Below are 17,172 nucleotides of genomic sequence, written 5' to 3' on the forward strand. Positions count from 1 at the left end.
TTGACGAAAAATGGCTGTTCCCAAGAAACGCACCACGAGCTCGCGTCGCGACATGCGCCGCAGCCATCACGCGCTGACCCCGGTCGCGTCGAACGAATGCCCGAACTGCGGCGAGCTGAAGCTGCCGCACCACGTCTGCGGCGCTTGCGGCTATTACGACGGCCGCGAAGTGGTCGCGGCTGCGACCACGGCCTGACGACGGGTTGGTTCGGGGCATGGCGGACATGTCCCCACTGGTGATCGCCATCGACGCCATGGGGGGCGACCATGCCCCCGACGTGCTGATCGAAGGCGCCGCCATCGCCCGCGAGCGCTTTCCGCAGCTCCATTTCGTCTTCTTCGGCGACCAGGCCCGCGTGGCCCCGCTGGTCGAGAAGCAGGCGCTCCTGAAGGACTGCTGCGAACTGGTCCATACCGACTCGGCGATCTCGGCCGACGAGAAGCCGAGCGTCGCCATGCGCCGCGGCAAGGGCACGTCCATGTGGCTGGCCTGCGAGGCGGTGCGCGACGGCAAGGCCCAGGCGGCGGTCAGCGCGGGCAATACCGGCGCGCTGATGGCGATCGCCATGCTGCTGCTGCGCATGTCGCCGGCGATCAGCCGGCCCGCCATCGCTTCCTTCGTGCCGACCGTCCGGGGCGAATCCGTCATGCTGGACCTCGGCGCCAACGTCGGCTGCGACGAGCGCAATCTGGTCGAATTCGCCTTCATGGGCGCCGCCTTCGCGCGCGCCTCCCTCGGCCTGCCCAAGCCGCGCGTGGCGCTCCTCAACATCGGCACCGAGGATCTGAAGGGCGACGAGTCGGTCCGCCTCGCCGCGCAGACCCTGCGCGAGACGCCGGACCTGCCGTTCGAATTCAACGGTTTCGTCGAAGGCAACGGCATCGCCCAGGGCCAGGTCGACGTCATCGTCTCCGACGGTTTCGCCGGCAATATCGCCTTGAAGACCCAGGAGGGGACGGCGCGCCTCGTCTCCGCCTATCTCGCCGCCACCTTCCGTCGCTCGCTCTGGTCGCGGCTCGGCTATCTGCTGGCGCGCCCGGCGCTGCAGGCGCTGCGCGAGCGACTCGATCCCAACCGCTACAACGGCGGTGCCTTTCTCGGCCTCAACGGTCTCGTGGTGAAGAGTCACGGCGGCACCAATGCCGTCGGTTTCGCCGCCGCCATCGGCATCGCCGCCGATCTCGCGCTCAGCGGATTCGTCACCCGCATCCTGGAAGACTTGAAACGCATCGCCCCCGCAGGCGACGATGCGCCCGAAGATCAGATCGCAGTCGAATCATGAGCGTTGCCGAATCATGAGTACCGGTGGTGGCGTCATCCGTTCCCGCGTCGTCGGCTGCGGTGCCTATCTGCCCGAAAGGGTGATGACCAACGCCGAACTGGCGGATTTGGTGAACACCGACGACGCCTGGATCACCGCGCGCACCGGCATCCGTCAGCGCCATATCGCGGCCGAAGGCGAATGCACCTCTGATCTCGCGACGGCGGCGGCGAAGAATGCCCTGGCCGCGGCCGGGCTCGAGGCCGGGGACATCGACCTGATCGTCCTTGCCACCGCGACCCCGGATTTCACCTTTCCGGCGACCGCGACCATGGTGCAGGCCAATCTCGGCATCCGCCGGGGCGCCGCCTTCGACATCCAGGCCGTGTGCTCGGGCTTCATCTATGCGATCGCGACGGCCGACAATTTCCTGAAGGCGGGCCAGCACAAGCGCGCCCTGGTCATCGGCGCCGAGACCTTCTCGCGCATTCTCGACTGGGAGGACCGCACCACCTGCGTGCTGTTCGGCGACGGTGCGGGCGCCGTGGTGCTGGAAGCGGGCGAGGGCACCGGGGGCAATGGCGACCGGGGCATCCTGACCAGCCATCTTCATGCCGACGGGCGCTATCGCGACCTTCTCTATGTCGACGGCGGGCCGTCGCGCACCAAGACCGTGGGCCATCTGCGCATGACGGGGCGCGAAGTCTTCCGCCATGCCGTGGTCAATCTGGCCGAAGCGGTGAACGAGGCCCTGGCCGCCACGGGGCTCGCCCCGACCGATCTCGACTGGATCGTGCCGCATCAGGCCAATCTGCGCATCATCGAGGGCACGGCCAAGAAGCTGGGGGTCGATCCGGCCCGCGTCGTGGTCACCGTGGACCATCACGGCAATACCTCGGCCGCCTCCGTCCCCCTCGCGCTTGCCGAGGCGATGGCCGACGGGCGCATCCAGCCCGGGCATCTGGTGCTGCTCGAAGCCATGGGTGGTGGCTTCACCTGGGGCTCCTGTTTGGTCCGAATCTGAGATTTTCGTACTATCCCCTTGATATTGAGGGGCTTCTTGCTTCACCCTAGACATCGTGACAGGGAAGGGCGCGGATGCCGGTCGTGAATCGGCCACAACCGCGAGCCGGAATGCCTTGCGGGGGAAGTATGGCCAATACCATCACGCGCGCGCATCTCGCCGAGGCGGTCTATCAGGAGGTGGGCCTGTCGCGGAATGAATCGGCCGAACTGGTCGAATCCGTGCTCGAGGCGATCGCCGCCAGCCTGGTCGAGGGGGAATCGGTGAAGATCTCCTCCTTCGGCACCTTCACCGTGCGCCAGAAGGGCGAGCGCGTGGGCCGCAATCCCAAGACCGGGGAGGAAGTGCCGATCGCGTCGCGCCGGGTGCTGGTGTTCCGACCCTCCCATGTCCTCAAGGACCACATCAATGCCGGCATGAGCCGGCGGCGCGACGGGTAAGGCCCGATGCCGGCGGGCGCCACCGACCGGGCGAACGACGACCTCGGACCCGAAGAGGTCCAGGGCCCGGATGCCGAGAGCGGGGCCGATGGCGGGGCCGAGGGCGGGCGGCCGCAACGGGGCGGGACCAAGCATCCGGGCGCCTTCCGCACGATTTCCGAAGTCGCCCATGATCTCGACGTGCCCCAGCACGTGCTGCGCTTCTGGGAAACCCGCTTTCCGCAGATCAAGCCGATGAAGCGGGGCGGCGGCCGGCGCTACTACCGGCCCGAGGACGTCGCCCTGCTGCGCGGCATCCGCCATCTCCTCTACAGCGACGGCTATACCATCAAGGGCGTGCAGAAGGTGCTGCGCGAGAACGGCGCCCAGGCCGTGATCGCCGTCGCCAAGCCGCTGGCGGAACGCCTCGCGGACCACCGCGAGCAGGCCGTGGCGCCCGCCGTGGAGGCGGAAGCGGCGGCCCCCGTCGCGCATGAAGAGCCGGTCGTGTCGCCGGACGCCCCCGTCCGCGCGGACGACGTCGCCTATTGGCGCAACCTCGCCATCGAATTGCGCCGGGAACTCGACGCCGTCCGCCGCCTGCTCAAGGGCGGTTGAGGCCGGTCAGCCGCAGCTGAACGGGCCGCTCGTGACGGGCAGGGGACGTCCGCCGAACGTGCCGGCCATGGCCGGATCGACCCGCCAGACGCCCCGGAAGCGGACACCGGCGGCGTCGCGCGTCATTTCGACATTCTCGATGATTCCCTGGCGGCCGACCGCCGGCTCGCCCCAGCGGCCGCGCCAGACGCCGCCTTCGCGCGTCAGTTCCACCCAGCCACCGGCCGATTTGTCCCAGGTCGAGTCGTAGCTGCCGCTGGCGAAGCCGGGCCGCGAGGTTGTGACCACGATCGTGCCGAAGCCGCTGGCGCCGCAGCGATAGGTGCCGGCGGGAAGGGTCGCGACATCGAGGTCGCCGTCGTCGCCGCCCGTGCCCTCCACCAGGGTGCAACGGGCGGAGCCGGTGGCATCCGGCAGGGCGGTGCCGCTCAGGTTGCCGGACATGCCGGGGACAATACCCCAGTCGCCCGAAAAGCCCGACGCGGTGACGGTCATGCCGGTGAGATAGCCGGCGCGGCCGACCGCCGCCTCGCCCCAGGTGCCGCGCCACTGCGCGATCGAGGCATCGTATTTCAACTCCAGCCAGCCGGATTTTCCCCCGACCCAGGTGCCCGTGTAGAGGCCGGTGGCATAGCCCGCCGTCGAATAATCGATCTCGACGGTGCCGAAGCCGCCACTGCACGCATAGCGTCCGCTGGCGAGCGTGGCCGGCGTGGCGGCTCCCGCCGTTCCGACAAGGCTGGCGGGGGCTTGGGCGATGATGGCCGCAAAGCCGATACCGAGTACAAGAAGGGTGTTGCGCGTCATGGCGTTTCCTCCTCTCCCAGCCGGGCCATCATGCGCGCCGGATGCCGGCGTGCAGCGCAGCAATCGACGCTTTCGGCGCCGGATGGGGGGCAAAACGCCTCGCTTCGGGGACGCAATTTCCCGGTGCAGGGCGGGCGGGCGTGATGTAATAACCGTTCACATGGAGTGGGACCGGCGCAGGCGCAAGTCAGACGATTCGGGCGATGGCACGCGGCGCGGCTATCACCACGGCAATCTGCGCGAGGCGCTGATCGGCGCGGCGCTGGACCTGATCGCCTCCAAGGGGCTGTCGGGCGTCACCTTCGCCGAGGCGGCGCGCGCCGCCGGCGTCTCCGCCGCCGCGCCCTACCGGCATTTTCCCGACCGCGAGAGCCTTCTGGCCGAGGTGGCCAGGCGCGGCTTCGAGCATTTCGCGGAACGGCTGGAAGCCGCCTGGCAGGACGGCCGGCCGGAACCCGTCGCCGCCTTCAACGCCGTCGGCCGGGCCTATCTCGCCTTCGCCCGGGCGGAACCCGCCTATTACACCGCCATGTTCGAGGCCGGCCTCTCGCTCGACGACCACGCAGACCTGCGGGCGGCGGGGGATCGCGCCTTCGCGGTGCTGCGCGGCGCCGCCGAGCGTCTGGTCGGCGATCTCCCGCGCGAGGGGCGGCCGCCGGCCCTGATGATGGCGCTGCACGTCTGGTCGATGTCCCACGGCATCGCGGCACTCTTCGCCCGCGCCGACGGCGGCCGGCGCCGCCTGCCCATGAGCGCCGAGGACCTGCTGGAGGCCGAGGTGCTGATCTATCTGCGCGGCCTCGGCATCGCCGCCTGACTCATGCCCGGCCCGAGCCGTGGCTCGGCGAAAAATCGACACGGGCGGTCCTCGATCGTCTTGACAGTCGGCCCCGTGTCCCCATTTATGTAAATGTCATTAACATTGACATCGGCATCAACGGCAACGACAGGGAGTGTTCGACGTGGGCATCGTGCAGAGACTCGACGACTACGGCAAACCGGCCTGGATCGCGACCATGGTCCTGGCTTTCATCGTGTTCTGGCCGGTGGGACTCCTGGTCCTGGCCTATCTCTACAGGAGTGGACGCATGGCGGATTGGAACCTCGACGGTCGGCATTTCGGGGAACGGCGTTTCGGGCGCTGGTACGGCCCTTGCGGCGGTGCGCGCCGCCATCATCGCTACCATGCGCGCAGCAGCGGCAACGGCGCCTTCGACGAATACCGCGAGGAGACGCTGCGCCGGCTCGAGGACGAACAGCGGGAATTCACCGAATTCCTCGAGCAACTCCGCAAGGCCAAGGACAAGGCGGAATTCGACCAGTTCATGGCTTCGCGCGGCAAGGCCAGGCGGCCTGACGACGATGATCGTTCCGAAGCAGGCGACTCGTTCGGCGGCGACATGGGCCCGCAGCCGGCGTGACGCTGGCGCCGGGCGGCGCCGAACCGCCCGGCCCCCCAGCCTCGAAAGGCCCGGAAGCCGCCGGTTTCCGGGCCTTTCCCATGGCCTGAAAAATCTTGCGCCGCGCCATTGCCGAAGCCAGGCGATGCCGTTATAGTCCGCCGCCTCGCGGCCGTTCAGCCGCCTGACGGGCAGTAGCGCAGCCTGGTAGCGCATCAGTCTGGGGGACTGGGGGTCGTCGGTTCAAATCCGGCCTGCCCGACCATCACGGTCGCAAGACCACGAAATTAGGCCGCCTTCGAGCGGCCTAATTTTTTGCCTGATCACCGAACCACGTCATGCGCCTGCAGCACGTCCCTGATCCAGGTCTGGAACAGGCGGATGCGGGGCGGCAGGTGGCGCCGCCGGACGTAGAGCAGGGAAAGCTGCATGGGCGGCGGGCGGAAGTCGGGCATGATTTCGATCAGGGCGCCGGTGTCCAGCAGGTCGCGGACGTCGAAAGCCGGGATCTGGATGATGCCGAGACCGGCGCGGGCGGCGGCGATATAGGCTTCCGCATTGTCGACGGTGATCGCGCTCCGCATGGTCAGCGTGCGCGGCGTTCCGTCCTCGACATGCTCCCACGCGGCATCGCCGGCCGGCAGACGCGCCGCATAGTTCACGAGATCATGCGACGGCAGGTCGTCCGGCGTCGCCGGCGTGCCGCGCGCCGCGAGATAGGCGGGACTGGCGCAATTGATCAACTCGACATCGCCCAGCCGGCTGCAGACGAGGTCGGAATTCTCGAGCGCGCCGACGCGGATCACGAAATCGACGCCTTCGGCGATCATGTCGACCAGGCGATCGGTCATGCTCAAGGTCAGTTCGATGCCGGGATGGGCGGCGATGAAGTCGGGCAGGGCGGGGATCACGATGCGCCGCCCGATCCGGCTCGGCATGTCGATGCGCAGGCGCCCGCGGATCCGCATCGGACCCTTGCCGAACATGTGTTCCGAAACCTCGACCGCGTCGACGATGTCGCGGGCGCTGGAAAAGAAGCGCAGCCCGTCGTCCGTCGGCATCACCCGGCGCGTCGTCCGTTGCAGAAGCTGGACCTGCAGCCGGTCCTCCAGCGCCTGGACCTCGGTGGAGACGGTCGAACGCGGCAGGTTCAGCGCCGCTGCCGCGCGGGTGAAACTGCCGCTCTCCATCACCTGGATGAAGATCTGCATCTGGCGGATTCGGTCCATGGGCCATTGTTCGCTATTTTCGACGATACTGGTCGAGAATGCGCGATTTATACGTGTCTTTCTACCAATCAATCTGGGCCAGGAGGCATCGCGACGGGCGGTGCCGCATCGGAACCGGGAGCCGGGCATGTCCAGAAATTCGATCGAAGGCAAGGTGGTTTTGATCGCCGGTGGCGCGAAGAACCTGGGGGGCCTGCTGGCCCGGGAATTCGCCACCCATGGCGCAAGGGCGGTCGCCATCCATTACAACAGCGCGGCGACGAAAGCGGCGGCCGAGGCGACGGTCGCGGCCGTCAAGGCGGCGGGGGCCGAGGCGGTGGCGTTCCAGGCCGATCTGACCTCGGCCGCGGCCATGGAAAAACTCTTCGCCGACACGATCGCCACGGTCGGCAGGCCCGACATCGCCATCAACACGGTCGGCATGGTGGTGAAGCGGCCGATGACGGAGGTCACCGAGGAGGTCTTCGACCAATCCTGTGCCGTTAATGTGAAATCGGCCTTCTTCTTCCTGAAGGAGGCGGGCAGGCACCTCAACGACAACGGCAAGGTCTGCACCATCGTCACCTCGCTGCTCGGCGCCTTTACGCCGTTCTATGCCGCCTACGAGGGCCTGAAGGCGCCGGTCGAGCATTTCACCCGCGCGGCCTCCAAGGAATTCGGCGCGCGCGGCATCTCGGTCACCGCGATCGGACCGGGGCCGATGGACACGCCCTTCTTCTATCCGGCCGAGGAGAAGGAGGCGGTGGAATACCACAAGTCGGCCGCCGCCCTCTCGCCCTTCTCGAAGACCGGCCTGACGGACATCACCGACATCGCGCCCTGGATCCTGTTCCTGGTCTCCGACGGTTGGTGGATGACCGGCCAGACGATCCTGGTGAACGGCGGCTATACCACGAAGTGATCCCGAAGGCGGGCGGCGGATCGGGATGATCCGCCGCCCGTACCCTATTTGCCGGGTGTCACGGCGTCGCCGTCGTCGTCCCGCTCGAGCGGCATCAGAACCGTGCGGTCGGCCAGCCAGTCGGCGAGGCGGGCGCGGTCGGGAATTTCGATGCGGCCATAGCCGAGGTTCAGCAGGTCCTCCGCCACCAGGCGGCGCAGGGCCTTGCCGATCGAGACCCGCGAGACCCCGAACAGGGAGGCGAGATCGTCCTGCACCAGGCCGACGCTGCCGGGCCCGGTGCTGCCGCGCGTCATGGCCAGCAGATGCTTGGCCAGTTGGACGGGCAGGGGCAGGCGGCGCAGATCCTCGGCGAATTCGACCAGGGCGTGGATCCGCCGCGTCGCCAGACACAGCAGGGCCCAGCTCAGGTTGCGGTCCTCGTGATAGAGCGCCATGAAGCGCGGGCGCGGGATCTGGTCGATCACCACGTCGCCGATCGCCACCACGTCGTGGGTGCGGGGCAGATTGGCGAAGAGGGTGAATTCGCCGAAGCAATGACCCGGCCCCAGGATCGAGGTGGTGACATAGGAGCCGTCCGAGCCCGGATTGCCGATGCGCACGGTGCCGGAGCGCACCACCGAAAGCCCGGGCTTGCGGTCGCCCCGGGCATGAACCAGGGCACCGTCGCGGTAGTGGACGGGCGTGCCCGCCGCCAGCAGCGCCGCGCGCGTCGCCTCGGGCAGCAGGGGGAGCAGGGCGGGCGTGTCGAGATCGAAGAGATCGGGCATGGGCCAGGCCTCGGGGGGCGACGATTTTCGCCGAATAGATAACTAGTTGGCATTCTAGCCCCGGTGATCGGCCTATCCCAAGCGCAGAACGATGACGGGCGCGCCGCCCCTCCTGGAGAAAGCCATGGAAACCAAGGATATCGCCGTTTTCGGCATCTTCCTCGCCGTCGCCTTGCTCGAAGCCTGTTTCACCGGCCTGATCGCGAAGAAGGAACAGAAGCCGGGCGACCGCAGGGTCGAGGTGCTGAGCCTCGGCGCGATGATGTTGATTTCCATGCCGCTGGCACTGGCCGGCGGGGCTTTCCTGGCCAGCCAGTTCGCGCCCCGGGATGCCCTGATCGGCCTGCCCGTGATCGCGCAGATCGCGATCCTGCTGATCTTCGACGACATGTTCCAATATTGGTGGCACCGCCTGTCCCATTCGGTGTCCTGGCTCTACAAGCTGCATCGGCCCCATCACAACGCCGAATACATGTCGGTGCGCATCGTCTATCGGAACAATTTCTTCTACTACCTGCTCATGCCGTCGCTGTGGCTGTCCGGCGCCTTGATCTTCCTCGGCCTCGGCCATGTCTATGCCATCTATGTGGTGGTCAAGATGGCGGTGATCATCGGCGCGCATTCGGACTTGCGCTGGGATGCGCCGCTCTATCGCATCAAGTGGCTGTCGCCGGTGATGTGGGTCGTGGAACGCACGATCTCCACCCCCGCGACCCACGCCGCCCACCACGGCAAGCATGCGTCCGACGGCGTCACCAACTACAAGGGCAATTTCGGCAACCTGCTGTTCTTCTGGGACGTGCTGTTCGGTACCGCCAAGATCACCCGGCGCTATCCCGAACAGTTCGGCGTCGAGAACCTGCCGCCGACGACCGTGAGCGAACAGATGCTGTGGCCCCTGTTCCGGGCGCCGGAAGAAACGATTGAAGAGGAACCGGTCGCGGTCCGCGCCCGGGCCTGACGATCCGGATATCGAGATCGAGGGCGCGGATCCCGCGATCCGCGCCTTTCTCGTTTGCCGGCCCAACAAGTTATCGTCGTCCTGGCGAAGGCCGGGATCTCTCGAAAACGGGGCGGCTCGTCCCGATGCAGGCCCCGGCCTTCGCCGGGGCGACGGTGTGAGAGCCTACCGCCCCCGCGTGAAGTGGCGCGCCAGCGTAAGTCCCACACCCCAGGCGGCGAAGGGCGGGATGGAGGCGAGGGCGTAGATCGTCACCTGGCCGAGTTCGGGCCGGGTCTCGAACAGATGCTGCATCAGGAAATAGCCGGCGATGACGCCGAGCAGGCCGGCCCAGAAGGCGATGCGGCGCGGGGTGTCGATGACGTCGCCGTCCGATGGCGGCTGAGGATTGGGCATGGGCGATTCCACGGGGTGCGGCCCGTTCCGATTGCTTCTTTTCCATATTACCCCCCGAAAGGGGAGCGTGGCACCGCGCCATTGATCAGTCATGTTGATGACCATGGCAAGGGCGACATCATCGGCGGCTTTGTCTTCGGCGAAAATTAGGGTATAAACCCTAAAAATAGCGAGAGGGAGGCACGAATGGCACAGGCATCGGTTTCTACGACAGCGATTTCCCCCAATGCCGGTACCCCGAAGGCAGGCCCGGCGACGGCGGCGGTCCCCGATCCCTGGACCCTGCCCCTCGACAAGATCGACCCGAGCCGGCCGGAGCTCTATCTGAACAATGTCCACGGCGACTACTTCCGCCGCCTGCGTCAGGAAGACCCGGTGCATTTCACGGCCGAAAGCGCCTTCGGCCCGTTCTGGTCGCTGACCCGCTTCGACGACATCGTCGCGGCCGAAACCAACACCAAGGTGTTCTCGTCGGAGCCCTCGATCATCATCGGCGATCCGACCGACGATTTCGTGCCGCCCATGTTCATCGCCATGGATCCGCCGATCCACGACGTGCAGCGTCGCGCCGCCTCGCCCGCGGTTGCCCCTCAGCGCCTGTCGGAATTGGAGGATCTGATCCGCCGCCGCGCCGGCGCCATCCTGGACAGCCTGCCGACCGACGAACCCTTCAACTGGGTCGACCGCGTCTCGCGCGAGCTGACCACCCAGATGCTGGCGACCCTGTTCGACGTGCCCTTCGAGGACCGCTACCTGCTGCCCTATTGGTCCGACGTCTCGACCGCGTCGGAAGCCGTGGGCGTGCCCGCCGACATGGCGGAGCGCCAGCGCATCCTCATGGAATGCCTCGCCTATTTCACCAGGCTGTGGCACGAGCGGGCGGCGGCCGAGCCGAAGTTCGACTTCATCTCGCTGATGGCCCACAACCCGGACACCAAGGACATGGTGAAGAACCCGCTGGAACTGGTGGGGAACCTGATGCTGCTGATTGTCGGCGGCAACGACACGACCCGCAATTCGATCTCGGGGGGCGTCGTGTTCCTGAACCAGAACCCGGCCGAATACGACAAGCTGCGCGCCGACCCTGGTCTGATCACCAACATGGTCTCGGAGGTCATCCGCTATCAGACGCCGCTGTCCCACATGCGCCGCACGGTGAAGGAAGACGTCGTCTTCGGCGGCAAGCAGATCAAGAAGGGCGACAAGGTCGTGTTCTGGTACTGCTCCGGCAACCGCGACGAGACGGCGATCGACAATCCCGACGCCTTCCTGATCGACCGGCCGCGCGCGCGCCATCATATCTCCTTCGGCTTCGGCATCCACCGCTGCATGGGCAACCGCATGGCCGAAATGCAGCTCCGCGTGCTGTGGGAAGAGATCCTGAAGCGCTTCGACCGGGTCGAACTGGTGGCGGAGCCGAAGCGTGTGCTCTCCAATTTCGTCAACGGCTACGACGAAGTGATGGTGCGCCTGCACCCCAAGGCGGTCTGACGCCGGCCACGGACGGGGGCGCCTTGGGCCGAAAACGGCCTGAGGCGCGACGCCGCGCCTTTCGCGCCCGCAACGAAGCTGACACGGCGGGCGCGATGCGCTACTCGTGCGCCATGGCCAAGAGGAACACGCGCCAGCGCATCATCGAAACCGCCCTGCGGCTGTTCAACGAAAGGCATTTCGGCAATGTCACGACCGCCGCCCTGGCGGCCGAACTGGGCATGACCGAAGGCAACCTCTGGTACCATTTCAAGAGCAAGCGCGATCTTCTCGACGCGATCGCGGAACGCTATGTCGCCTTCGCCCGCGAGCGCCTGGCGATCGTGCCGGGCGAGGACGACGTGCTCGAGGATTACGCCCGCCTGCTCGCCGCTCTCTCGGACGAGGTGCGGAGCTTTCGCTGCATCTTCCGCGACCGTCCGGACTATGGCGAATTTCCCGCCAGCCTCCACGACGCGGCGGGGGCCATCTACGAAGCCTCCTGGGCACAGATGGGGCGCTTCTTCGCCGCCCTGAAGACGGCTGGCCATCTCGACATTCCCGACGCCTGGATTGGCCCCCTGGTGACCAATTCGATCGTCGTCATCCGCTTCGCGCCCGAATTGTTCCGCGAAATGAACATGAGCGACGAGGACATGACCCGCATGGCGGATTGGGGCATCGTCCATCACCTCGACTGTTTCGGAGACTGGCTTAAGCCCGAGGCCCGACGGCGCCTGGTGGCGCGCCTGAACCTCGACGAGGCGATCGCGACGGCGTCGAGTTTCCCGGGCGCCTTTTCGCGCCGCCCGTGATGATCTATTTTCCGCGCCTGCGCCACGGGTTCCCCAGCCGTGGCGCGAACCACTGGATATGGAACCGAGCATGAGTGTCGCCGGCATGATGCAGAGCCAGTCGCAGGCCCGGAGCCTGCCGTCGCAACCCTCGCCGAACGAGCGGGCGGTGGCGCGCTGGCTGTTCGTCGTCTCCTTCCTGCTGCTGGCCATGGTGGTGCTGGGCGGGGTGACGCGGCTGACGGATTCGGGCCTCTCCATCACCGAATGGAAGCCGGTCAGCGGCGCGCTGCCGCCGCTCTCGGCCGAGGCGTGGGAGGCGGAATTCGCCAATTACCGCAAGATCCCGCAATACGAGCAGCTCAACTACGGCATGAGCCTTGGGGAATTCAAACGGATCTTCTGGTTCGAATGGTCCCACCGCCTGCTCGGGCGCCTGATCGGCTTCGCCTTCCTCGTGCCCTATCTGTGGTTCCTGCTGCGCGGCAAGCTGGACCGGCCCATGGCCTGGCGCCTGGGCGGGATCCTGATCCTCGGCGGCACGCAGGGCGCGCTCGGCTGGTTCATGGTGGCGTCCGGCCTGACGGAACGGGTCTCGGTCTCGCAATACCGGTTGGCGGCCCATCTCTCGCTCGCCTTCGTCATTCACGCGGCGGTGTTCTGGACCGCGCTCGATCTCTGGCGGGGCAGGGTGGTCCGGATACCGTCGCCCGGCCTGTCGCGGCTCGCCGCGCTCGGGCTGGCGCTGGTCTTCCTGCAGATCGTGCTCGGCGCCTTCGTCGCCGGGCTCGATGCCGGGCTTGCCTACAATACCTGGCCGCTGATGGACGGGGACTGGATCCCGAACGGGCTGTTCACCCATGTGCCGGCATGGCTCGACCCGTTCGAGAACAATATCACCGCGCAGTTCCTGCACCGGCATTTCGCCATTCTGGTCGCGGTCCTTCTGGTCCTTCATGCGCTCGCGGTCCGTGCGCGGGCGCCCGCGGCCTCCGATGCCGCGCTGCTGGTCGCCTTCGGTGTCGTCCTGCAGGTGCTGCTCGGCATCTGGACCCTGATCGCCGTGGTGCCGGTCTGGCTCGGCGCCCTGCATCAGGCGGGGGCCTTCATCCTCTTCACCCTGGGGCTCAATCTGCTGCACCGGCTGCGCCGGGTTTGACGGCCCATATTTTGACGGGCTCATGCAGGCGAGGTCTGCCGATCCGGCATGAGACAAGCCATGGCGCGCCGCGCAATATGGCGGGATGACGACGACCGCTTCCGCCCGTTCAGCCAATCCCCGTTCCGCCAATCTGGGCCTCGGCTTTTCCAGCATCGCCCATAGTTTCTCCCATCTCTTCACCCTGCTCTATGCGACGGTGGTGCTGGCGGTGGAGAAGGACTGGGGCCTGCCCTACGACACATTGGCCTGGGCTTCGATCCCGCTCTTCGTGCTGTTCGGCGCGGGCGCCATTCCCGCCGGCTGGCTGGGCGACCGCTGGAGCGCGCCGGGCATGATCGCGGTCTTCTTCGTCGGCCTGGGCGGTGCCGCCATCGCGACGGGTTTCGCGGACAATCTGACCCAGCTCACCCTCGGCCTCGCGGCGATCGGGCTCTTCGCCTCGATCTATCACCCGGTCGGCATCGCCTGGCTTGTGCGCAATGCCGCCAATCGGGGCCGCGCGCTCGGCATCAACGGCATCTTCGGTTCGCTGGGCACCGCGGGCGCCGCCGTGGTCGCCGGCTTCCTGGCCGATCGTTTCGGCTGGCGCACAGCCTTCTTCGTGCCCGGCGCGATCTCGCTCGCGATCGGCATCGCCTTCATCGTCCTGATACGCCGGGGCCGCATCTTCGACGTCGCCCATGACGTCGCGCCGACCGCGGCGCCGGGCCGGGGCGAGGTGCGCCGCGTGTTCTGGGTGCTGTCGGTCACCATGCTGATGACCGGGCTGATCTATCAGGCGACCTCGGTCGGCCTGCCGAAGCTGTTCGAGGAACGCGCGGGGTCCCTGGTCGAGGGTACCTTCGGCATCGGTCTTCTGGTCTCGGGCGTCTATGTCTTCTCGGCGCTCAGCCAGTTCGTCGGCGGCGAGATGGCGGATCGGTTCCCGCCGCGCATGGTCTATATGGCGGCACAGCTCGCCCAGATCCCGGTGATCCTGATCGCGGTCATGCTCTCGGGCTCGGCCCTGGTGGGCATGGCGGCGCTGATGATCTCGTTCAACGTGGTCGGCCAGCCGGCGGAAAATACCCTGCTGGCGAAATATACCCCGCCGGCCTGGCGCGGCCGCGCCTTCGGCGCGAAATTCGTGCTGACCCTCGGCGTGTCGTCCCTCGGCGTCAGCCTCGTGCCCATCATTCACCGCCTGACCGGATCGCTGGACGGGCTGCTGGTGGTGCTGTCCGGCTTCGCGGCCATCGCGGCCGCGTTCTGCATCATGCTGCCGGTCGACCGCCCCGCGCGGGAGGCGGTCGCCCCGGCCGAATGACGGTACCGGATCAGGCCAGTGCCTGATCCAGGTCGGCGATGATGTCCATCACGTTCTCGATGCCGATCGACAGGCGCACGACGTCGTCGCCGGCGCCGGCCGCCGCGCGCTGCTCCGGCGTAAGCTGCTTGTGGGTGGTCGAGGCCGGGTGGATGACGAGGCTGCGCACGTCGCCGATATTGGCGAGGTGGGAGAACAGCTTCACGTTCTGGACCAGCTTCACGCCGGCGTCATAGCCGCCCTTCAGGCCGAAGGTGAAGACGGCGCCGGCGCCCTTGGGCGCGTATTTCTCCTGCAGCGCGTGGTACTTGTCGCCCTCGAGCCCGGCATAGGAAACCCAGGCGACCTTGTCGTGCTGGGCCAGATGGCGCGCGACGGCCAGCGTATTGGCGCATTGCCGTTCCATGCGCAGCGCCAGGGTCTCCATGCCGGTCAGGATCATGAAGGCGTTCATGGGCGCGAGCGCCGGCCCGAGATCGCGCAGCCCCAGCACGCGGGCGGCGATGGCGAAGGTGATGTTGCCGAAGGTCTTGCCCAGTTCGAGCCCGGCATAGGACGGGTTGGGCTTCGAGATCAGCGGATATTTGTCGTCCGCCAGCCAGTCGAAATTGCCGCCGTCGACGATCAGGCCGCCGATCGAATTGCCGTGGCCGCCCAGAAACTTGGTCGCCGAATGGACGATCAGGTTGGCGCCGTGCTCGAACGGGCGGACCAGATAGGGCGTCGCCAGGGTGTTGTCGACGATCAGGGGCACATGGTGCTTCCTGGCGATTTCGCCGATCGGGTCGAGATCGGTGATCACGCCGCCCGGATTGGCGATCGATTCGACGAAGATCGCTTTCACGCCCGGCACGAAGGCTCGGTCGAAATTCCGCGGATCCTCGGGATCGACCCAGATCACTTCCCAGCCGAAGGACTTGAAGCTTTCGCCGAACTGATTGATCGAGCCGCCGTAGAGCTTCCGCGAGGCGAGGAACTTGTCGCCCGGCGACAACAGGGTGTGGAACACGAGGAATTGCGCGGCATGGCCCGAGGCGACGGCGAGCGCGGCGGTGCCGCCCTCGAGATCTGCGATGCGCCCTTCGAGCACCGCATTGGTCGGGTTCATGATGCGCGAATAGATGTTGCCGAAGGCCTGAAGCCCGAACAGCGACGCCGCGTGATCGACATCGTCGAACACATAGGAGGCGGTCTGATAGATCGGCGTCACCCGGGCCTTGGTCGCCGGGTCCGGGGCGGCACCGGCGTGGACGGTGCGCGTTTCGAAGGCTGCCTTATGCTCGCTCATTCCTGGTCTCCACCGATAGGACGGGTTTTCTTTTGGGAAGGGCTTCCTGAAGGACGGGCATTCTGGCGAGCCATCGCCGCACCGTCCAGCATTCGCGCGAATGCCGTGCTCAGGAATTTCCTTTACGAAAATTCGGCGTTCAAAGACCGAGGCGGTAGATCTCGATCTTGGGGCAGCGGTCCATCACCACTTCGAGGCCGGCGGCCTCCGCCTTGGCCCGCGCGGCGTCGTCGGCGAGGCCGAGCTGCATCCAGACCGCCTTGGCCTTGATGGCGATCGCTTCGTCCACCACGCCCGCGACGGCGCTCTGCTCGCGGAAGATGTCGACGATGTCGACCGGTTCCGGGATGTCGGCCAGACTGGCATAGACCTTCTGGTCCAGGATGGTCTTGCCGGCCTGGCCCGGATTGACCGGGATCACCCGATAGCCGTGCCGCAGCATGAAGGCCATGACCTCGTTGGACGGACGGTCCGGGTTGGTGCTGGCGCCGACCAGGGCGATGGTGCGCATCTCGGTCAGCAGGCGGCGGATGACGGCATCGTCGTTCGGATAGGGCATGGCGGTCTGGACCTCAGCAGGCGTCGGTGCAGGTCTTGCGGGCCTCGTCCACCAGCTTCTGGAGGGTGGCGAGGTCGACCACGCCGGGCACCAGCGTGTCGCCGATGATGAAGCCGGGCGTGCCGTTGATGCCGAGATCCTGTGCCAGGGCCTTCACGTCGTCGATGTGGCCGGCGATGGCGGGCGAGGCCATGTCCTTCTTCAGACGATCGGTGTCGAGACCGACGGATCCGGCGATGGCCATGATCTTGTCCTCGGGCAGGGCCCCGCGCGAGGCGATCAGCGCCTCGTGGAATTCGCGGTATTTGTCCTGGCCGACGGCGGCGAGGGCGGCATGGCTGGCGAGCACCGAATCCGGGCCGAGAATGGGGAATTCCTTGAGGACGACGCGGACCTTGGGATCGGCCTTGATCAGTTCCATGACGATCGGCTGGGCCTGTTTGCAATAGCCGCAGCGATAGTCGAAGAATTCGACCAGGGTGACGTCGCCGACCGGATTGCCGATCACCGGATCGCGGGCGTCGCGCAGGATCTTGTCCCGCAGTTCGGCGATCTGGCCCTTGGCGTGTTCGGCCTCGGCCGCTTCCTGTCGATCCTGGAGGACCTGGATCGCTTCGACGATCACTTCGGGATGTTCGAGCAGATAGGCGCGGACGATGTCCCGGATTTCCTGCTGCTGGCCGGCATCGAAGCTTTCCGCGTGGGCGGGGGCCAGACCCTGGATCATCATGGCGGCGGCCAGGCCGACGGCGGCGAGGGTGGAACGCATGGCTCGATACTCCATCGGAGGGGCCGCGCGGCGGCCC

The 17,172-nt window shown here is 67.0% G+C and carries 20 protein-coding genes and 1 tRNA gene; 14 read left to right on the forward strand and 7 right to left on the reverse strand.

Annotation, left to right across the window (positions count from 1 at the left end; all coding sequences use genetic code 11):
- Nucleotides 1-10 precede the first annotated feature (10 nt).
- The 5 genes from rpmF (at nucleotide 11) to L2U69_RS02370 (ending at nucleotide 3,323) form a co-directional block, all read left to right on the forward strand.
- Entirely contained in the window at nucleotides 11-196 is a 186-nt protein-coding gene (gene rpmF / locus L2U69_RS02350; RefSeq protein ID WP_236104740.1) for a 50S ribosomal protein L32, read from the forward strand.
- 19 nt (nucleotides 197-215) lie between these two features.
- Entirely contained in the window at nucleotides 216-1,283 is a 1,068-nt protein-coding gene (gene plsX, locus L2U69_RS02355) for a phosphate acyltransferase PlsX (protein ID WP_408065794.1), read from the forward strand.
- Between the two features lie 13 nt (nucleotides 1,284-1,296).
- Nucleotides 1,297-2,286, forward strand: coding sequence for a beta-ketoacyl-ACP synthase III (locus L2U69_RS02360; RefSeq protein ID WP_236104741.1), 990 nt, complete (start codon nucleotides 1,297-1,299; stop codon nucleotides 2,284-2,286).
- 128 nt (nucleotides 2,287-2,414) lie between these two features.
- A complete protein-coding gene (locus L2U69_RS02365) occupies nucleotides 2,415-2,726 on the forward strand; it encodes an integration host factor subunit alpha (protein WP_236104742.1) in 312 nt (103 codons plus the stop codon).
- Nucleotides 2,727-2,732: 6 nt separating this feature from the next.
- Complete coding sequence (locus tag L2U69_RS02370) at nucleotides 2,733-3,323, forward strand: MerR family transcriptional regulator (RefSeq protein ID WP_236104743.1); 591 nt, start codon at nucleotides 2,733-2,735, stop codon at nucleotides 3,321-3,323.
- Between the two features lie 6 nt (nucleotides 3,324-3,329).
- On the opposite strand, the gene L2U69_RS02375 is transcribed toward L2U69_RS02370, so the two are convergent.
- Nucleotides 3,330-4,130 carry a hypothetical protein gene (locus tag L2U69_RS02375; protein ID WP_236104744.1) on the reverse strand — a complete coding sequence of 267 codons (801 nt, stop codon included), beginning with the start codon at nucleotides 4,128-4,130 and terminating at the stop codon, nucleotides 3,330-3,332.
- A gap of 160 nt (nucleotides 4,131-4,290) precedes the next feature.
- Between L2U69_RS02375 and L2U69_RS02380 the strand changes: the two genes are divergently transcribed.
- From L2U69_RS02380 to L2U69_RS02390, 3 genes are all read left to right on the forward strand, one after another.
- Nucleotides 4,291-4,947, forward strand: coding sequence for a TetR/AcrR family transcriptional regulator (locus tag L2U69_RS02380; protein ID WP_236104745.1), 657 nt, complete (start codon nucleotides 4,291-4,293; stop codon nucleotides 4,945-4,947).
- A gap of 145 nt (nucleotides 4,948-5,092) precedes the next feature.
- Nucleotides 5,093-5,551, forward strand: a complete 459-nt coding sequence (locus L2U69_RS02385; RefSeq protein WP_236104746.1) for a DUF2852 domain-containing protein — start codon at nucleotides 5,093-5,095, stop codon at nucleotides 5,549-5,551.
- A gap of 167 nt (nucleotides 5,552-5,718) precedes the next feature.
- Nucleotides 5,719-5,795: transfer RNA gene (locus tag L2U69_RS02390), tRNA-Pro, on the forward strand.
- 58 nt (nucleotides 5,796-5,853) lie between these two features.
- Here the strand turns inward: L2U69_RS02390 and L2U69_RS02395 are convergent.
- Nucleotides 5,854-6,759, reverse strand: a complete 906-nt coding sequence (locus L2U69_RS02395) for a LysR family transcriptional regulator (protein WP_236104747.1) — start codon at nucleotides 6,757-6,759, stop codon at nucleotides 5,854-5,856.
- Nucleotides 6,760-6,886: 127 nt separating this feature from the next.
- Here L2U69_RS02395 and L2U69_RS02400 point away from each other — a divergent pair, with 127 nt between their 5' ends.
- On the forward strand, nucleotides 6,887-7,660 hold the full coding sequence (locus L2U69_RS02400; RefSeq protein WP_236104748.1) for an SDR family oxidoreductase: 774 nt from the start codon (nucleotides 6,887-6,889) through the stop codon (nucleotides 7,658-7,660).
- 44 nt (nucleotides 7,661-7,704) lie between these two features.
- Here the strand turns inward: L2U69_RS02400 and L2U69_RS02405 are convergent, their stop codons facing one another.
- Complete coding sequence (locus tag L2U69_RS02405; RefSeq protein ID WP_236104749.1) at nucleotides 7,705-8,430, reverse strand: Crp/Fnr family transcriptional regulator; 726 nt, start codon at nucleotides 8,428-8,430, stop codon at nucleotides 7,705-7,707.
- 124 nt (nucleotides 8,431-8,554) lie between these two features.
- Here L2U69_RS02405 and L2U69_RS02410 point away from each other — a divergent pair, with 124 nt between their 5' ends.
- Nucleotides 8,555-9,391 carry a sterol desaturase family protein gene (locus tag L2U69_RS02410; RefSeq protein ID WP_236104750.1) on the forward strand — a complete coding sequence of 279 codons (837 nt, stop codon included), beginning with the start codon at nucleotides 8,555-8,557 and terminating at the stop codon, nucleotides 9,389-9,391.
- A gap of 165 nt (nucleotides 9,392-9,556) precedes the next feature.
- On the opposite strand, the gene L2U69_RS02415 is transcribed toward L2U69_RS02410, so the two are convergent.
- Nucleotides 9,557-9,787: a hypothetical protein gene (locus L2U69_RS02415; protein ID WP_236104751.1), complete on the reverse strand. Its 231-nt coding sequence runs from the start codon at nucleotides 9,785-9,787 to the stop codon at nucleotides 9,557-9,559.
- 186 nt (nucleotides 9,788-9,973) lie between these two features.
- On the opposite strand from L2U69_RS02415, the gene L2U69_RS02420 reads away from it, so the two are divergent.
- From L2U69_RS02420 to L2U69_RS02435, 4 genes are all read left to right on the forward strand, one after another.
- Nucleotides 9,974-11,278 carry a cytochrome P450 gene (locus L2U69_RS02420; RefSeq protein ID WP_236104752.1) on the forward strand — a complete coding sequence of 435 codons (1,305 nt, stop codon included), beginning with the start codon at nucleotides 9,974-9,976 and terminating at the stop codon, nucleotides 11,276-11,278.
- 113 nt (nucleotides 11,279-11,391) lie between these two features.
- On the forward strand, nucleotides 11,392-12,072 hold the full coding sequence (locus L2U69_RS02425) for a TetR/AcrR family transcriptional regulator (protein WP_236104753.1): 681 nt from the start codon (nucleotides 11,392-11,394) through the stop codon (nucleotides 12,070-12,072).
- A gap of 70 nt (nucleotides 12,073-12,142) precedes the next feature.
- Nucleotides 12,143-13,210 (forward strand): COX15/CtaA family protein, encoded by a 1,068-nt coding sequence (locus L2U69_RS02430; protein WP_236104754.1) that lies wholly within the window; start codon nucleotides 12,143-12,145, stop codon nucleotides 13,208-13,210.
- A gap of 85 nt (nucleotides 13,211-13,295) precedes the next feature.
- Entirely contained in the window at nucleotides 13,296-14,519 is a 1,224-nt protein-coding gene (locus tag L2U69_RS02435; protein WP_236104755.1) for an MFS transporter, read from the forward strand.
- A 10-nt stretch (nucleotides 14,520-14,529) separates the two neighbouring features.
- Here L2U69_RS02435 and L2U69_RS02440 read toward each other — a convergent pair whose 3' ends face one another.
- The 3 genes from L2U69_RS02440 to L2U69_RS02450 form a co-directional block, all read right to left on the reverse strand.
- On the reverse strand, nucleotides 14,530-15,807 hold the full coding sequence (locus tag L2U69_RS02440; protein ID WP_236104756.1) for an O-acetylhomoserine aminocarboxypropyltransferase: 1,278 nt from the start codon (nucleotides 15,805-15,807) through the stop codon (nucleotides 14,530-14,532).
- Nucleotides 15,808-15,946: 139 nt separating this feature from the next.
- Nucleotides 15,947-16,366, reverse strand: coding sequence for a CoA-binding protein (locus L2U69_RS02445; RefSeq protein ID WP_236104757.1), 420 nt, complete (start codon nucleotides 16,364-16,366; stop codon nucleotides 15,947-15,949).
- 13 nt (nucleotides 16,367-16,379) lie between these two features.
- A complete protein-coding gene (locus tag L2U69_RS02450) occupies nucleotides 16,380-17,135 on the reverse strand; it encodes a DsbA family protein (RefSeq protein WP_236104758.1) in 756 nt (251 codons plus the stop codon).
- Nucleotides 17,136-17,172 lie beyond the last annotated feature (37 nt).

It is taken from the genome of Zavarzinia marina, from assembly GCF_021568905.1.
Lineage (GTDB): Bacteria > Pseudomonadota > Alphaproteobacteria > Zavarziniales > Zavarziniaceae > Zavarzinia > Zavarzinia marina.

Excerpts from the sequence above, each read along its gene's own strand:
- rpmF (WP_236104740.1), top strand. The coding sequence starts at position 11 with ATGGCTGTTCCCAAGAAACGCACCACGAGCTCGCGTCGCGACATGCGC.
- plsX (WP_408065794.1), top strand. The coding sequence starts at position 216 with ATGGCGGACATGTCCCCACTGGTGATCGCCATCGACGCCATGGGGGGC.
- L2U69_RS02360 (WP_236104741.1), top strand. The coding sequence starts at position 1,297 with ATGAGTACCGGTGGTGGCGTCATCCGTTCCCGCGTCGTCGGCTGCGGT.
- L2U69_RS02365 (WP_236104742.1), top strand. The coding sequence starts at position 2,415 with ATGGCCAATACCATCACGCGCGCGCATCTCGCCGAGGCGGTCTATCAG.
- L2U69_RS02370 (WP_236104743.1), top strand. The coding sequence starts at position 2,733 with ATGCCGGCGGGCGCCACCGACCGGGCGAACGACGACCTCGGACCCGAA.
- L2U69_RS02375 (WP_236104744.1), bottom strand. The coding sequence starts at position 4,130 with ATGACGCGCAACACCCTTCTTGTACTCGGTATCGGCTTTGCGGCCATC.
- L2U69_RS02380 (WP_236104745.1), top strand. The coding sequence starts at position 4,291 with ATGGAGTGGGACCGGCGCAGGCGCAAGTCAGACGATTCGGGCGATGGC.
- L2U69_RS02395 (WP_236104747.1), bottom strand. The coding sequence starts at position 6,759 with ATGGACCGAATCCGCCAGATGCAGATCTTCATCCAGGTGATGGAGAGC.
- L2U69_RS02400 (WP_236104748.1), top strand. The coding sequence starts at position 6,887 with ATGTCCAGAAATTCGATCGAAGGCAAGGTGGTTTTGATCGCCGGTGGC.
- L2U69_RS02405 (WP_236104749.1), bottom strand. The coding sequence starts at position 8,430 with ATGCCCGATCTCTTCGATCTCGACACGCCCGCCCTGCTCCCCCTGCTG.
- L2U69_RS02410 (WP_236104750.1), top strand. The coding sequence starts at position 8,555 with ATGGAAACCAAGGATATCGCCGTTTTCGGCATCTTCCTCGCCGTCGCC.
- L2U69_RS02415 (WP_236104751.1), bottom strand. The coding sequence starts at position 9,787 with ATGCCCAATCCTCAGCCGCCATCGGACGGCGACGTCATCGACACCCCG.
- L2U69_RS02420 (WP_236104752.1), top strand. The coding sequence starts at position 9,974 with ATGGCACAGGCATCGGTTTCTACGACAGCGATTTCCCCCAATGCCGGT.
- L2U69_RS02425 (WP_236104753.1), top strand. The coding sequence starts at position 11,392 with ATGGCCAAGAGGAACACGCGCCAGCGCATCATCGAAACCGCCCTGCGG.
- L2U69_RS02430 (WP_236104754.1), top strand. The coding sequence starts at position 12,143 with ATGAGTGTCGCCGGCATGATGCAGAGCCAGTCGCAGGCCCGGAGCCTG.
- L2U69_RS02435 (WP_236104755.1), top strand. The coding sequence starts at position 13,296 with ATGACGACGACCGCTTCCGCCCGTTCAGCCAATCCCCGTTCCGCCAAT.
- L2U69_RS02440 (WP_236104756.1), bottom strand. The coding sequence starts at position 15,807 with ATGAGCGAGCATAAGGCAGCCTTCGAAACGCGCACCGTCCACGCCGGT.
- L2U69_RS02445 (WP_236104757.1), bottom strand. The coding sequence starts at position 16,366 with ATGCCCTATCCGAACGACGATGCCGTCATCCGCCGCCTGCTGACCGAG.
- L2U69_RS02450 (WP_236104758.1), bottom strand. The coding sequence starts at position 17,135 with ATGCGTTCCACCCTCGCCGCCGTCGGCCTGGCCGCCGCCATGATGATC.